This is a genomic window from Cyanobium sp. NS01 (assembly GCF_014280235.1).
Taxonomy (GTDB): Bacteria; Cyanobacteriota; Cyanobacteriia; order PCC-6307; family Cyanobiaceae; genus NIES-981.
In genome coordinates this window covers 352,433-365,496 of record NZ_CP047940.1, presented here as the reverse complement: position 1 = coordinate 365,496, position 13,064 = coordinate 352,433, and the positions used below count along the sequence as shown (strand labels likewise).

Annotated in this window: 15 protein-coding genes; 9 read left to right on the top strand and 6 right to left on the bottom strand. The window is 67.5% G+C overall.

Translation table 11 applies throughout. The features are described from left to right. Positions 1 to 43: 43 nt before the first annotated feature. Both CyaNS01_RS01835 and CyaNS01_RS01830 read left to right on the top strand, forming a co-directional pair. A complete protein-coding gene (locus CyaNS01_RS01835; RefSeq protein ID WP_186698394.1) occupies positions 44 to 406 on the top strand; it encodes an NAD(P)H-quinone oxidoreductase subunit M in 363 nt (120 codons plus the stop codon). Next, positions 403 to 1,152, top strand: a complete 750-nt coding sequence (locus CyaNS01_RS01830; protein ID WP_370561628.1) for a DUF3172 domain-containing protein — start codon at positions 403 to 405, stop codon at positions 1,150 to 1,152. Before CyaNS01_RS01835 ends, CyaNS01_RS01830 begins: the two co-directional genes overlap by 4 nt. A 13-nt stretch (positions 1,153 to 1,165) precedes the next feature. On the opposite strand, the gene CyaNS01_RS01825 is transcribed toward CyaNS01_RS01830, so the two are convergent. Continuing rightward, positions 1,166 to 2,155 carry a LysR family transcriptional regulator gene (locus tag CyaNS01_RS01825; RefSeq protein WP_186698392.1) on the bottom strand — a complete coding sequence of 330 codons (990 nt, stop codon included), beginning with the start codon at positions 2,153 to 2,155 and terminating at the stop codon, positions 1,166 to 1,168. Between the two features lie 126 nt (positions 2,156 to 2,281). On the opposite strand from CyaNS01_RS01825, the gene CyaNS01_RS01820 reads away from it, so the two are divergent. From CyaNS01_RS01820 to CyaNS01_RS01795, 6 genes are all read left to right on the top strand, one after another. After that, a complete protein-coding gene (locus CyaNS01_RS01820) occupies positions 2,282 to 2,983 on the top strand; it encodes an NnrU family protein (protein ID WP_186700073.1) in 702 nt (233 codons plus the stop codon). Between the two features lie 91 nt (positions 2,984 to 3,074). After that, entirely contained in the window at positions 3,075 to 5,084 is a 2,010-nt protein-coding gene (locus tag CyaNS01_RS01815) for an NAD(P)H-quinone oxidoreductase subunit 5 (RefSeq protein ID WP_186698391.1), read from the top strand. 124 nt (positions 5,085 to 5,208) lie between these two features. Then, positions 5,209 to 6,801 carry an NAD(P)H-quinone oxidoreductase subunit 4 gene (locus tag CyaNS01_RS01810; protein WP_186698389.1) on the top strand — a complete coding sequence of 531 codons (1,593 nt, stop codon included), beginning with the start codon at positions 5,209 to 5,211 and terminating at the stop codon, positions 6,799 to 6,801. A gap of 59 nt (positions 6,802 to 6,860) precedes the next feature. Beyond that, a complete protein-coding gene (locus tag CyaNS01_RS01805; RefSeq protein WP_186698387.1) occupies positions 6,861 to 7,271 on the top strand; it encodes a LapA family protein in 411 nt (136 codons plus the stop codon). Positions 7,272 to 7,354: 83 nt separating this feature from the next. Continuing rightward, complete coding sequence (locus CyaNS01_RS01800) at positions 7,355 to 8,260, top strand: segregation/condensation protein A (protein WP_186698385.1); 906 nt, start codon at positions 7,355 to 7,357, stop codon at positions 8,258 to 8,260. A 46-nt stretch (positions 8,261 to 8,306) separates the two neighbouring features. Further along, entirely contained in the window at positions 8,307 to 9,512 is a 1,206-nt protein-coding gene (locus CyaNS01_RS01795) for an NDP-sugar synthase (protein ID WP_186700071.1), read from the top strand. Here CyaNS01_RS01795 and CyaNS01_RS01790 read toward each other — a convergent pair. Beyond that, positions 9,509 to 10,489: a methylenetetrahydrofolate reductase gene (locus tag CyaNS01_RS01790; RefSeq protein ID WP_225875748.1), complete on the bottom strand. Its 981-nt coding sequence runs from the start codon at positions 10,487 to 10,489 to the stop codon at positions 9,509 to 9,511. The genes CyaNS01_RS01795 and CyaNS01_RS01790 overlap by 4 nt on opposite strands. A gap of 78 nt (positions 10,490 to 10,567) precedes the next feature. On the opposite strand from CyaNS01_RS01790, the gene CyaNS01_RS01785 reads away from it, so the two are divergent. Next, positions 10,568 to 10,849 carry a response regulator transcription factor gene (locus CyaNS01_RS01785; protein WP_186698381.1) on the top strand — a complete coding sequence of 94 codons (282 nt, stop codon included), beginning with the start codon at positions 10,568 to 10,570 and terminating at the stop codon, positions 10,847 to 10,849. Positions 10,850 to 10,908: 59 nt separating this feature from the next. On the opposite strand, the gene CyaNS01_RS01780 is transcribed toward CyaNS01_RS01785, so the two are convergent. From CyaNS01_RS01780 to nuoK, 4 genes are read right to left on the bottom strand one after another with little or no spacing between them, the layout of a single operon-like run. Further along, complete coding sequence (locus tag CyaNS01_RS01780) at positions 10,909 to 11,088, bottom strand: hypothetical protein (protein WP_186698379.1); 180 nt, start codon at positions 11,086 to 11,088, stop codon at positions 10,909 to 10,911. Positions 11,089 to 11,098: 10 nt separating this feature from the next. After that, the gene (locus CyaNS01_RS01775) at positions 11,099 to 11,716 is read right to left on the bottom strand and encodes a CYTH domain-containing protein (protein WP_186698377.1); all 618 of its coding nucleotides are present in this window, start codon (positions 11,714 to 11,716) and stop codon (positions 11,099 to 11,101) included. An 8-nt stretch (positions 11,717 to 11,724) separates the two neighbouring features. Then, on the bottom strand, positions 11,725 to 12,678 hold the full coding sequence (locus CyaNS01_RS01770) for an NAD(+) kinase (protein ID WP_186698375.1): 954 nt from the start codon (positions 12,676 to 12,678) through the stop codon (positions 11,725 to 11,727). A 16-nt stretch (positions 12,679 to 12,694) separates the two neighbouring features. After that, positions 12,695 to 13,024 carry an NADH-quinone oxidoreductase subunit NuoK gene (nuoK, locus tag CyaNS01_RS01765; protein ID WP_186698373.1) on the bottom strand — a complete coding sequence of 110 codons (330 nt, stop codon included), beginning with the start codon at positions 13,022 to 13,024 and terminating at the stop codon, positions 12,695 to 12,697. Positions 13,025 to 13,064: the final 40 nt, after the last annotated feature.

Sequence of the window (13,064 nt, the reverse complement as noted above, 5' to 3'; positions counted from 1 at the left end):
GTGTTCCTAAAGTCGAAGCGTTGGCTGCGCCCCACATCACCCCATGGCTGATTCCAGTTCCGCAGCCACGCTGCTGAAATCCACCACCCGCCACGTGCGCCTGTTCACGGCCCGGCTTGAGGGACAGGACCTGGTGCCCGACCCCAGCCAGCTCACCCTGGACGTGGATCCCGACAACGAATTCGTGTGGGAGCCGGCGGTGCTGGAGAAGGTGCAGCAGCACTTTCGCGAGCTGGTGGCGGCCCATGCCGGCGCCGAGCTGAGCGAATACAACCTGCGCCACATCGGCTCCGAGCTGGAGGGCCAGATCCGTCAGCTGCTCCAGGCCGGCGAGCTGCGCTACAACCCCGACTGCCGCGTTCTCAACTACTCCATGGGCCTGCCCCGCACGCCTGATTCCCCGTGACTCGCGCCCCCCGCCGCTACGACGACGAGCGCCCCGGCGCCTACCGCCGGGCCGATACGCGACCGACGCGACCGGGAGATCGCTTCGACGACCGTGCCGGCCCTGATCGGTTTCGCCGCGACCGTGCCGGGCGCGATTCCGGCCGCTACGAGAGCGATCGCTACGAGGCGGAGCTGAACCGCAGGCGCGGCGGCGGTGGCGGCGGCGGCGGACCCGGTGGTGGCGGGCCAGGAGGCAGTGGCTCGGGGGGCGGCGTGCCGATTCAGCTGAACGTGGCCTCCGTGGCCGTTCTGGCCGGTGTGCTGGTGGTGGGCATTGGCATCGGTACGGGCATCTCCAGCACCACCCAGGGCAACCAGGGCAACATCGCCAGCTCCCAGCAGCTCGACATGGCCGTGCCCGATCCGGAGTTCTGCCGGCAGTGGGGAGCCAGTGCCTTCGTGATGGACATCGAGCTGTACACCACGATGAACCCCAGCACCAGCTTCGTCACCCAGCCCGCGCTCAGGCCCGGCTGTGTGATCCGGCGGGAGAACTGGAGCGTGCTGGAGCGGGAGGGCGCCGTGACCGCCGAGCAGATGCGCCAGTGCAAGCAGCGCATGAACACCTTTGCCTATGTCGGCTCGGTGAAGGACCAGCCGATCGTGCGCTGCGTCTACCAGACCGACATCAGCGAGAACAAGTTCCTCACCAAGGGCGTGGCCGACGACACGGTGGGCATCACCCCTGAGGCCGACCAGTTCTGAGCCTGAGCCGCCGCTAGGTGGCGGCCGCCGTGGGGCTGGCCTCAGGGGCAGGCTGCTGCAGCGGACGGCGCAGGGGGCTGTCGGGGCTGGCGAAGGCGGGCAGCACCTCCTGCCGGAAGGCCTCCGAGGCCCTCGAGCAGTAGCGGGCCGGGTGGCTGATCAGTTTGAGCTGGCGACGCACCGACAGGTCGGCCACCTGCACCCGATGCAGGGTGGAGGCTGAGAGCTCCCTCTCGATCGACACCACCGGCAGAAAAGCCGCCCCCAGGCCCGACTGCACGGCGTTCTTGATCGCCTCGAAGGAGTTCAGTTCCATCTCGATCTTGAGGCGGCTCAGATCGAGGCCGGAGCGGGCCAGCAGCTGGTCCACCATCTTGCGGGTGGTGGACTGGGCATCGAGACAGACAAAACCCAGCCGGTAGAGGTCTTCCTTGGTGAGTTCCTGGAGGCGGGCGAGGGGATGCTTGGTGGGGAGCACCAGGGCCAGTTCATCACTGGCGTAGGGCACCACCTGCAACAGCTCGTTGAGTTCGGGGGGCAGCTCGCCGCCGATGATGGCGAGATCCAGCTGGCCGTTGGCCACGCTCCAGCCGGTGCGTCGGGTGCTGTGCACCTGAAGCTGCACGGCCACATCGGGGTATTTCAGCCGGAACAGCCCGATCATGCGCGGCATCAGATAGGTGCCGGTGGTCTGGCTGGCACCCACCAGCAGGGAGCCCCCCTTGAGGTTGTGGAGGTCCTCAAGGGCGCGGCAGGCCTCCTGGCACTGGCTCAGGATCCGATCGCAGTAACTGAGCAGCAGATGCCCCGCCTCGGTGAGCTGGGCCTTGCGGCCGCCACGGTCGAACAGGGACACGCTGAGCTGCTTCTCCAGGTTCTGGATCTGGAGACTCACGGCGGGCTGGGTCACATAGAGGCTGTCGGCAGCCTTCTTGAAGCTGCCCTCACTGGCGATCGCCCGCAGGATCCGGAGCTGGTCAAGGGTGAAAGGCAGATCAGCCATAGGGCCCGCCGGCCAGCACCAGGGTGCAAGCCGCGACTCTAGGGGGCCTGCAGGACGCCAGAATCGCCAGCTTCACAACTTCCTCGGCCCGTGCCCTCCAGCTCCCTTCACCACACCAGCTGGGTGATGCTGGCCCTGCTGCTGGCCTTCGCCGTGCTGCACAGCGGCGGCGCCTCCCTGCGCCAGTGGGGCGTGGCCCGCATCGGTGAGCGGGCCTGGCGCCTGATCTTCGCCGCCCTCAGCATTCCTGCCGCGGTGGTGGTGGTGGGCTACTTCCTGGCCCACCGCTACGACGGCGTGCGGCTCTGGGACCTGCAGGCCCAGCCCTGGATCGTGCCCGTGGTGTGGGTGGGAACGGCCATCAGCTTCCTGTTTCTCTATCCCGCCACCTACAACCTGCTGGAGATCCCGGCGCTGCTGAAGCCCCAGGTGCGGCTGTACGCCACCGGGATCATCCGCGTCAGCCGCCATCCCCAGGCCGTGGGCCAGGTGCTCTGGTGTGCCACCCACCTGCTCTGGATCGGCACGAGCTTCACCCTGGTGACCTGCGCCGGCCTGATCGCCCACCACCTGTTCGCGGTGTGGAACGGCGACCGCCGCCTCCACAACCGCTTCGGCCCCGCCTTTGAGGAGCTGCGCGCCAGCACATCGATCCTGCCCTTCCGCGCCGTGCTCGACGGCCGCCAGCGCCTGGTGGCGTCGGAGTTTCTGCGCCCGGCCCAGCTGGGCATCGTGATCGCGGTGGGTCTGTTCTGGTGGTCGCACCGCTTCATCGGGGTGGGGGCCACGGCCTTTTCCCGCACCGCCCTGGGGCACTGGCTGGCCTGAGGCCAAACCACCAGGCTGTGCTGGCAATCCCCCATCGGCAGCGGCGCTCCAGGGCGCACTGCCTACACTCGGCCCAGCCCGTGCCCGCCGGATGCCTTCAACCGCTGAACTCGCCTGGTTGATCCCGGTGTTGCCCCTGGCAGGAGCCTGCCTGGTGGGCCTGGGTCTGATCAGTTTCAACCGCACCGTGAACCGGCTGCGCAAACCCGCCGCCCTGCTGCTGATCAGCTGCGTGGGCGCCGCCGCCGTGCTCAGCTTCGCCGTGCTGGCGGAGCAGCTCTCAGGGGCGGGCCCCACGGAGATCCTGTTCAACTGGGCCAGCGCCGGCAGCTTCAACCTGCAGATGGGCTTCCGCGTCGATCCCCTCGGCGCCGTGATGCTGGCCCTGGTCACCACCATTGCCCTATTGGTGATGGTGTATTCCGATGGCTACATGGCCCACGACAAGGGCTATGTGCGCTTCTTCACCTATCTGGCCCTGTTCAGCAGCTCGATGCTGGGGCTGGTGATCAGCCCCAACCTGCTCGAGATCTACGTGTTCTGGGAGCTGGTGGGCATGTGCTCCTACCTGCTGGTGGGCTTCTGGTACGACCGCGACGGAGCCGCCAACGCCGCCCAGAAGGCCTTCGTGGTGAACCGGGTGGGCGACTTCGGCCTGCTGCTGGGGATCCTGGGGCTGTTCTGGGCCACGGGCAGTTTCGGTTTCGAGGAGATCGGCACTCGCCTCAGTGAGGCCGTGGGAGCGGGCACCATCAGCACCGGCGTGGCCGTGATCCTGTGCCTGCTGGTGTTCATGGGGCCGATGGCCAAGTCGGCCCAGTTCCCCCTGCACGTGTGGCTCCCCGATGCGATGGAGGGCCCCACGCCGATCTCAGCCCTGATCCATGCCGCCACCATGGTGGCGGCTGGGGTGTTCCTGGTGGCCCGGCTCCAGCCGCTCTACGACGCCTTCCCGCTGGTGAACCTGGTGATCGCCGTGGTGGGCACCATCACCCTGTTTCTGGGGGCCTCCATCGCCCTCACCCAGATGGATCTCAAGAAGGGGCTGGCCTACAGCACCGTGAGCCAGCTCGGCTACATGATGCTGGCGATGGGCTGCGGCGCCCCCGTGGCTGGCATGTTCCACCTGGTGACCCACGCCTTCTTCAAGGCGATGCTGTTCCTCGGCTCCGGCTCGGTGATCCATGCCATGGAGGAGGTGGTGGGCCATGAGCCCGTGCTCGCCCAGGACATGCGCCTGATGGGAGGGCTGCGCAGGTTCATGCCCGTGACCAGCACCACCTTTCTGATCGGCTGCGTGGCGATCAGCGGCATTCCTCCCCTGGCCGGCTTCTGGAGCAAGGACGAGATCCTGGGCCAGGCCTTCAACAGCTTCCCGCTGCTCTGGGCCATGGGCTTCATCACCGCCGGGATGACCGCCTTCTACATGTTCCGGCTCTACTTCCTCACCTTCGAGGGCAGCTTCCGCGGCAACGACGCCGCTCTGCAGACCCAGCTGTTGACCGCCGCCGGTGGGGGCTCCAATGAGGGCGACGAGCACGGCCACGCCCACGCCGAGCATCCGCACGAATCCGGTTGGCAGATGGCCCTGCCCCTGGCCGTGCTGGCGGTGCCTTCGGTGCTGATCGGCCTGCTGGGCACCCCCTGGAACAGCCGCTTTGCGGCCCTGCTGGAGCCGGAGGAGGCCGCCGAGATGGCGGCGCAGTTCAGCTGGGGCGAGTTTCTGCCTCTGGCGGGAGCGTCGGTGGCGATCTCCAGCGCCGGCATCGGCCTGGCGGTGGTCGCCTATGCCCTGCACAAGATCGACCTGGGCCAGGCCGTGGCCGGCCGCTTCCCGGCCGTGAACGCCTTCCTGGCCAACAAGTGGTATCTCGATGCCATCAACGAGAAGCTGTTCGTGAAGGGCAGCCGCAAGCTGGCCCGCTCGGTGCTGGAGGTGGACTCGAAGGTGGTGGACGGGGTGGTGAACCTCACCGGCCTGGTCACCCTGGGCAGCGGCGAGGGGCTGAAGTACTTCGAGACCGGCCGGGCCCAGTTCTATGCCCTGATCGTGTTCGGGGGCGTGGTGGGCCTCGTGGTGCTGTTCGGCTCGCTCGGCTGAGCCGATGGCCTGCCGGCCTTGCGTCTGATCCCGTCAGCCCTACGGACTGTGTGCCTCCCCCCACCGTAGGAGTGTTCACCTAGCGGGCATTTCTACACTCCGCCCAACGGAACCCTTGCCTTCAGTGCCTTTCCCCTGGCTCAGCGCCGCGATCCTGTTCCCGATCGGTGCGGCCCTGCTGATTCCCTTCGTGCCCGACAAGGGCGATGGCAAGCAGGTGCGCTGGTACGCCCTCGGCATCGCCCTCACCACCTTCCTGATCACGGTGGCCGGCTACCTCAACGGCTACGACCCCTCCGTGGAGGGTCTGCAGCTGGTGCAGCGGGTGGAGTGGCTGCCGGATCTGGGGCTGGCCTGGTCGGTGGGTGCCGACGGCCTCTCGATGCCGCTGATCCTGCTCACCAGCTTCATCACCGCCCTGGCCGCCCTGGCCGCCTGGCCGGTGACGTTCAAGCCGAAGCTCTTCTACTTCCTGCTGCTGGCCATGGACGGCGGCCAGATCGCGGTGTTTGCCGTGCAGGACATGCTGCTGTTCTTCCTGGCCTGGGAGCTGGAGCTGCTGCCGGTGTACCTGCTGCTGGCCATCTGGGGCGGCAAGAAGCGCCAGTACGCCGCCACCAAGTTCATCCTCTACACCGCCGGCAGCTCCCTGTTCATCCTGATCGTGGGCCTGGCGATGGCCTTCTACGGCGGTGACGTGAGCTTCGAGTACACGGCCCTGATGGCCAAGGAGTTCGGCAGCAAATTCCAGGTGCTCTGCTACGCGGGCCTGCTGATCGCCTTCGGCGTGAAGCTGCCGATCGTGCCCCTGCACACCTGGTTGCCGGATGCCCACGGCGAGGCCACGGCGCCGGTGCACATGCTGCTGGCCGGCATCCTGCTGAAGATGGGCGGCTATGCGCTGCTGCGCTTCAACGTGCAGCTGCTGCCCGAGGGCCATGCCCAGTTCGCCCCCCTGCTGGTGGTGCTGGGGGTGGTGAACATCATCTACGCCGCCCTCACCTCCTTCGCCCAGAGGAACCTCAAGCGCAAGATCGCCTACAGCTCGATCAGCCACATGGGCTTCGTGCTGATCGGCATCGGCAGCTTCAGCGACCTGGGCACCAGCGGCGCCATGCTGCAGATGATCAGCCATGGCCTGATCGGCGCCAGTCTCTTCTTTCTGGTGGGTGCCACCTACGACCGCACCCACACCCTGCAGCTCGATGAGATGGGCGGCGTGGGCCAGAAGATGCGCAAGATGTTCGCCCTCTGGACAGTGTGCAGCCTCGCCTCCCTGGCCCTGCCGGGCATGAGTGGTTTCGTGTCCGAGCTGATGGTGTTCGTGGGCTTCGTCACCAGCGAGGCCTACACCCTCAGCTTCCGGGTGGTGATCGCCGCCCTGGCGGCCGTGGGCGTCATTCTCACCCCCATCTACCTGCTGTCGATGCTGCGCGAGATCTTCTTCGGCAAGGAGAACGCCGAACTGGCCTCCCACACCAACCTGGTGGATGCCGAGCCCCGCGAGATCTATGTGATCAGCTGCCTGCTGGTGCCCATCATCGGCATCGGTCTCTATCCGCGGATCATGACGGACAGCTACCGCGCCTCGATCGAGGCCCTGGTGCTGCGGGAAAACGACGCCATGGCCAGGGTGATCGCCCCGCCCGCCAGCCGCCTGATCCGTCAGCAGCTGCTGCAGGCCCCTCCCCTGCCCCTGCCGGCAGCCCCGGCCTGAGCCGTGACGGCGATCGGAATTGTGCGTAAGCTGCCGCCCACGCCCTGGGGTGGAGCGACATGAAACAGCTGAACTTCCTGCTGATCTTCAGCTTCGGCCTGGCCACGGTGATGTTCACCCTGGAGAACACGGCCGCCACCACCGTGCACTTCCTGCCGGGTCTCAACGCCACCATGCCGCTGGCCGCCCTGCTGCTGGTGGTGGGCGGCATCGGCGCCACGGCGGCCTGGGTGTTCGCGGTGTGGACCGGGGTGGTGCGCAAGGTGGAAGCCCTGCAGACCCAGGGCGAGTACGAGGCCCAGCAGGTGCGCATCCAGGAGCTTGAGAACGACCTGCAGCGCTACCGCGCCACCGTGGATGCCCAGTTGGCCCTGCTGCCCGCCGCCGGCGAGAGTTCCGCCCCTGGGCCCTCCCACGCCACTGAGGCCCCTGAGGCCATGGGCGCCGAAGACTCCAGCCTGGCCTCCTGATCAGGAGAGCTACCAACGGGGTGGTTGAGCATGGCCAACGCCGGTAGCGTGCCGACACAGACCTTTGGACCACCGGGACGGGATTGGCAGACGGCGGCGCCAGACTGGCCATCCGGCTCTTGCAGGATGCGGCCGTCCAGGGGGATCTCGATCCCTGGGACGTGGATGTGATTGCCGTGATCGACGGCTTTCTGGATCAGCTGCGCCAGCGCATCACCGTGCCCCGGCTGGTTTCAGCGGCTGGGGCCAGCCGGGGAGGCAGCTATGAGCACGACCTGGCGGAGGCCAGCGAGGCCTTCCTGGCCGCCTCGGTGCTGGTGAGCCTCAAAGCCGAGCTGCTCGAGGCCAGCACCCTGCCCCTGGAGGAACCGCTGGATGACGATTTCGACGCCGCCTTCGACGCCGAGGGGGCCGACTGGGGAGGTGATCCTGCCCTGCAACTGCCGCGACGGCCGGAGCGCCACCTCTGGCGTCGCCCAGTGGCGCCGCCACCCCTGCAGCGCCCGGTGACGCTGGGCGAGTTGATCCGCCAGCTGGAGGAGATCGCTGAGCGGCTGGAGCAGGAGCCAGCGGGCCCCAGCCGTCAGCGTCACCGCCCCCACCGCTACAGCGATCGGGCGGCGATCGCCCAGGTGACGAACCTGGCCCACCGGGAGAAGCTGCCGGAGACCACCGCCGCCCTCAGCCAGTTCATGCTGAGCTGGGACCCAGCCCACGACTGGGTCGACTTCGAGGAGCTCGTCGGCGCCTGGGCCGAAGCCCCCCAGCCGGCCGGGACGGACGATGACCTGGACCGGGATCGGGTGGGGGTGTTCTGGGCCCTGCTCTTCCTCTGCCACCAGGGCAAGGTGGACCTGGAGCAGCCCGGCGGCCTGGGCGCCTGCCTGAGCCTGCGGCGCTGCGCGGCGGAGGCCCTGGGCGGCAGCGTGGCCCAGCTCTCAGCCGCAGGACCGCCCCCCCCGGCAGGGGTGGAGCAGCTGGTGGCCTGATCCTGCGCGTAAGGTGGGGCCCCCCGACCTCAGTGAGTACGCCCAGATGAAGGCGATGATTCTGGCGGCTGGCAAAGGAACAAGGGTGCGGCCGATCACGCACACCATTCCCAAGCCGATGATCCCCATCCTGCAGAAGCCCGTGATGGAGTTTCTGCTCGAGCTGCTGCGGCAGCACGGCTTCACCGAAGTGATGGTGAATGTGTCACACCTGGCAGAAGAGATCGAGAATTACTTCCGCGACGGCCAGCGCTTCGGGGTGGAGATCGCCTACAGCTTTGAAGGCCGCATCGAAGACGGTGAACTGATCGGCGATGCCCTGGGCTCCGCTGGAGGCCTCAAGAAGATCCAGAACTTTCAGACCTTCTTCGACGACACCTTCGTGGTGCTGTGCGGCGATGCGCTGATCGATCTCGACCTCACCGAAGCCGTGCGCCTGCATCGTGAGAAGGGCGCGATGGCGAGCCTGGTCACCAAGCGGGTGCCGAACGATCAGGTGAGCAGCTATGGCGTGGTGGTGACCGATGACGGCGGCAGGGTGCTCTCTTTCCAGGAGAAGCCTGCGTTGGCGGAGGCCGCCAGCAACATGATCAACACCGGCATCTACATCTTCGAGCCGGAAGTGCTCGATTTCGTGCCCAGCAACCAACCCTTCGACATCGGCTCGGATCTGTTCCCGAAGCTGGTGGCTGCTGGAGCGCCCTTCTACGCCCTGCCGATGGAATTCGAGTGGGTGGACATCGGCAAAGTGCCCGACTACTGGCAGGCCATCCGCAGCGTGCTCCAGGGCAAGGTGCGGCAGGTGCAGATTCCCGGCAAAGAAGTGCGGCCTGGGGTGTACACCGGCCTGAATGTGGCCGCCAACTGGGATCGGATCAGGGTGGAGGGGCCGATCTACGTGGGCGGCATGACCCGCATCGAAGACGGTGCCACGATCATCGGGCCGGCCATGATCGGCCCCAGCTGTCAGATCTGCGAAGGCGCCGTGATCGACAACTCGATCATCTTCGACTACTCCCGCATCGGTCCCGGCGTACGCCTGGTCGAGAAGCTCGTGTTCGGTCGCTACTGCGTGGACCGCAACGGCGATCACTTCGACCTCCAGGAGGCCGCCCTCGACTGGCTGATCACCGATGCCCGCCGCCAGGACGTGCTGTCGCCGAGTCCGCAGCAGAAGGCCCTGGCGGAACTGCTGGGCAACGATCTCACCCTCAACCAGGACCTGGTTCAGCCACAGCGGGGCCCTGGCTAGGACGACACCTCCCTGCCCAGGGCCACAGCGGCAGGGGCAGGGGCAGGCGGAGCCGCCGAAAGGCCGTGGTCGCCGTGCTCAAGCCCTGCAGCCGGCTGCAGCGGAGCCAACCCGGCCTGGGCGAGGATTCTGGGGATGAGCGCTTCGGCCTTGATCGCCATCACGTGAACCCCCTGGGCGATCTCCAGATAGCTGGCCACCTGTTCCGCAGCGATGGCCACCCCTTCCGCCGCAGGATCGGTCGCGGCGGCCAGACGATCGATCAGGCGCTGGGGAATGTTCGCTCCGGGTACCACCCGGTTGATGAACAGCGCGTTCTTCGCCGACTTGAGCAGAAACACACCGGCCAGCACCGGCAGCCCCAGGGGGGCGGCGATCTCGTCGACGAAGCGGCGCAGGGCGGTGGCATCCGTCACCATCTGGGTCTGCACAAAGCGGGCCCCGGCACGCTGCTTGCGGCGCATGCGGCTCTGAAGGCCGCTCCAGCTGGGGCTCTGGGGGTCGGCGGCCGCTCCGGCGAAGAACGCGGTGCCGCCATCCGGCAGCAGGCCACTCACCGGGTCCTGAGCGCTATTCAGCTGGGCCACCAGCTGCAGCAGCCGCACCGATTCGAGCTCATTCACGGGCCGGGCGCCGGGCTGATCCCCAGCCCTCACCGGATCCCCCGTGAGGCAGAGCAGATTGCGCAGGCCGAGGGCGTGGGCCCCCAGCAGATCGGCCTGAAGGGCAATGCGGTTGCGATCACGGCAGGCCATCTGCAGCACGGGCTCCAGACCGATGTCCAGCAGCAGACGGCAGAGGGCCAGGCTGCTCATCCGCATCACTGCCCTGCTGCCGTCGGTCACGTTGATGGCGTGCACCCAGTGGCGCAGGGCTGCGGCAGCGGCCAGGGTGCGGCTGGGGTCTGCGCCCCGCGGCGGAGTGACCTCAGCCGTGATCGCCGGTTGCCCGCTGGCCAGGGCCTGTTGGAGCAGCAAGCCAAGCTTCCCATCGCAGGCCCCATCATGCGGCAGGGGCCTGCCTAGAGTGAAGAAGTGCCTATGGGCCTGGCGGAGATGGGCAGAGAGCTCCAGCAGCATCAGCCCCAGGAGCGCAACCTCTCCGAGCGGGAACTGGAAATCATCTCCCTGGTGGCGGAAGGGCTCACCAATCAGGAGATCGCGGGCCTGCTCACGATCAGCAAGCGCACCGTGGACAACCACGTGAGCAACATCTTCACCAAGACCGGCGCCAAGAACCGCGTGGCCCTGCTGAACTGGGCGATGGATCGGGGCAAGATCTGCCGTGATGGCTTCAACTGCTGCTCACTGGAGCATCAGCCTGACGAAGAAAGCTGAGCAGGTCTCGGCATGAGCGGGCAGTCCGCACCCCGCACAGGGTTTCGGGAGCCCCAGCCTCAGACCCCCGCCAAGGCAGCCCGGGGGGCGCTGGCAAGGGAGCCGCCCACCAGCACCGCCACGCTCTCGAGGCTGTAGCTGTCCTCAGGCAGTGCGAAGAGCTCGGCGTAGGCGAGACAGTCGTCCCGGTCCCGGCCAGCAAAGCGCAACACACCCTGGCTGTCGTAGAGACCGAGCACGCCCAGCTCCTTAAGAAAGTCTGTTGATTGTATCCGATGCCACCGCCCCCCTGTGCAACCAGTGCGGCAGGCTCCGGCGCCGTTCAGGGCTCCAAGCCTGCAGGGGCTCGCGGGCCAGGGCGGCATTGCTGAGCTCGTGGCGCCCGGTCACCTCCTGGGCGCACCAGGGCGGCAGGGGGGGCAACTGGTCAGCCGACGCCAGCTCCACCTCCGCCAGCACCAGGGGGGCATTGGCCGCTTCGAACACATCCACCACCCAGTCACCACCGGGAAGGGCGAGGTGGTAGCGCCACTTGCTGATCTGGAAGGGGGCCAGGGCCAGCAGGGCCTGGGCATCGGCGAGAGGGATGGCGTACTCGAACTCCTGCCGCACCAGGCCATCGGGCTGCCCCGGGGCCTCCCCAGGCAGACCAGAAGCCCCGCCGGCCGCCAGCGGAGCCTTGAGGGTGAGCCAGGCCTCGGCAGGCTCTCCCCCCAGCGCATCCTCCGCCCTGCTGGAGCGCACCCGCAGGGTGAGTCCACCGGGGCCGCTCACCAGGTAGCCCTGCAACAGATGGGCTCGCCCAGTGATGTGCTGGCGCCACTCGTCACCGTGCACCAGGAACCGACGCTCGATCTCCAGGGCCATGGCTGGGGTCAGTTGTGGGAGGGTTCGCCGGCAATCAGGCTGCCAGCCCAGTGCAGCTTGTGGGTGAGGGTGCGGTAATAGGACGGGCTGCGCTCCAGCACGAGCATCAGCGCCGGATGGCCCGAGCGCTGCACCAGGGCCCGGTCACCCGGCTCCAGGGTGGTGGCCTGGGCTCCGTCCTGCCAGAGGTTGACCCGGCGACTCGACTCCCCCAGGGGCCACACCGACAGCTGGGCCCGGGGGGGCACCACGAGGGCGCGGCTGGAGAGGCTGATCGGGCAGATCGGCGTGACCACGATCGCCTCGATGCCGGGATGCAGGATCGGCCCACCGGCCGCCATGGCGTAACCGGTGGATCCGGTGGGGGTGGCGATGATCAGCCCATCACCGCGGAACTGGTCCACCACCTCTCCATCGATCTCAAGCTCCAGCACGCAGGTGGGCGAGCGTTCATCAAGGCCTGGACGGAAATAGACGTCGTTGAGGGCGAGATGGGTCAGCTCCGCGGCCGCCTCAACACCATCACCGCGATCGATGTGGGCCTCCAGCATCATGCGCTGCTCCACCGCGAAGGCGTCCTCGCGCAGGATGCTCCAGAGGCTGCGCGGGTCATCGGAGGGGGTGCCGCGGCGTGGGGCCTCGCCATCGAGACGCAGCAGGTTGCGGTTGTGGGTGAGAAAGCCCAGGTGACCGCCCACGTTGAAGCAGAGGATTGGAATGGCCAGAGGAGCCAGGTGTCGGGCGGCTCCCAGCACCGTGCCATCGCCGCCCAGCACGATGGCCAGATCCGGCAGTTCAGGCTCGGTGGCCAGCAGTCCCGGGAAGGGGTTGTTGACGGGGCCACTGGTGGCCATGGTCACGGTGGCTCCCTGGCCGCGCAGGTCCTGGGCACAGCGCTGGGCCTGGCGCTGGGCAGCCTGGCTGCCGGCCCTGGCGATCAGCCAGATGCGATCGAGCCGCATGGGGAGAGTTCAGGGATCACCAGCGCAGCAGGTTGAAACGCTCCATGTCCACGGTTTCGCGGTTGCGGTAGAGCGAGAGCAGGATCGCCAGACCCACCGCAGCCTCTGCAGCCGCCACGGTGATCACGAAGATCGCGAACACCTGGCCGCGGATCAGCTCACCATCGAGATAGCTGGAGAAGGCCATCAGGTTGATGTTCACCGCATTCAGCATCAGCTCGATGCTCATCAGCACCCGCACCGCGTTGCGGCTGTTGATCAGCCCCCACACGCCGGCGCAGAACAGCAGAGCCGCGAGCACCAGGTAGGCCTGAAGAGGAATCGTGGCGGAAAGACTGGGCTCCATGGTGGGGTGATGGTGACGGAGGGTGGACCGGTCGGGCCAG

Coding starts and splice junctions, on each gene's coding strand:
- CyaNS01_RS01805 (WP_186698387.1), top strand. CDS start 6,861: ATGAAACAGCTGAACTTCCTGCTGATCTTCAGCTTCGGCCTGGCCACG.
- CyaNS01_RS01795 (WP_186700071.1), top strand. CDS start 8,307: ATGAAGGCGATGATTCTGGCGGCTGGCAAAGGAACAAGGGTGCGGCCG.
- CyaNS01_RS01815 (WP_186698391.1), top strand. CDS start 3,075: ATGCCTTCAACCGCTGAACTCGCCTGGTTGATCCCGGTGTTGCCCCTG.
- nuoK (WP_186698373.1), bottom strand. CDS start 13,024: ATGGAGCCCAGTCTTTCCGCCACGATTCCTCTTCAGGCCTACCTGGTG.
- CyaNS01_RS01785 (WP_186698381.1), top strand. CDS start 10,568: ATGGGCAGAGAGCTCCAGCAGCATCAGCCCCAGGAGCGCAACCTCTCC.
- CyaNS01_RS01820 (WP_186700073.1), top strand. CDS start 2,282: ATGCTGGCCCTGCTGCTGGCCTTCGCCGTGCTGCACAGCGGCGGCGCC.
- CyaNS01_RS01775 (WP_186698377.1), bottom strand. CDS start 11,716: ATGGCCCTGGAGATCGAGCGTCGGTTCCTGGTGCACGGTGACGAGTGG.
- CyaNS01_RS01825 (WP_186698392.1), bottom strand. CDS start 2,155: ATGGCTGATCTGCCTTTCACCCTTGACCAGCTCCGGATCCTGCGGGCG.
- CyaNS01_RS01770 (WP_186698375.1), bottom strand. CDS start 12,678: ATGCGGCTCGATCGCATCTGGCTGATCGCCAGGGCCGGCAGCCAGGCT.
- CyaNS01_RS01835 (WP_186698394.1), top strand. CDS start 44: ATGGCTGATTCCAGTTCCGCAGCCACGCTGCTGAAATCCACCACCCGC.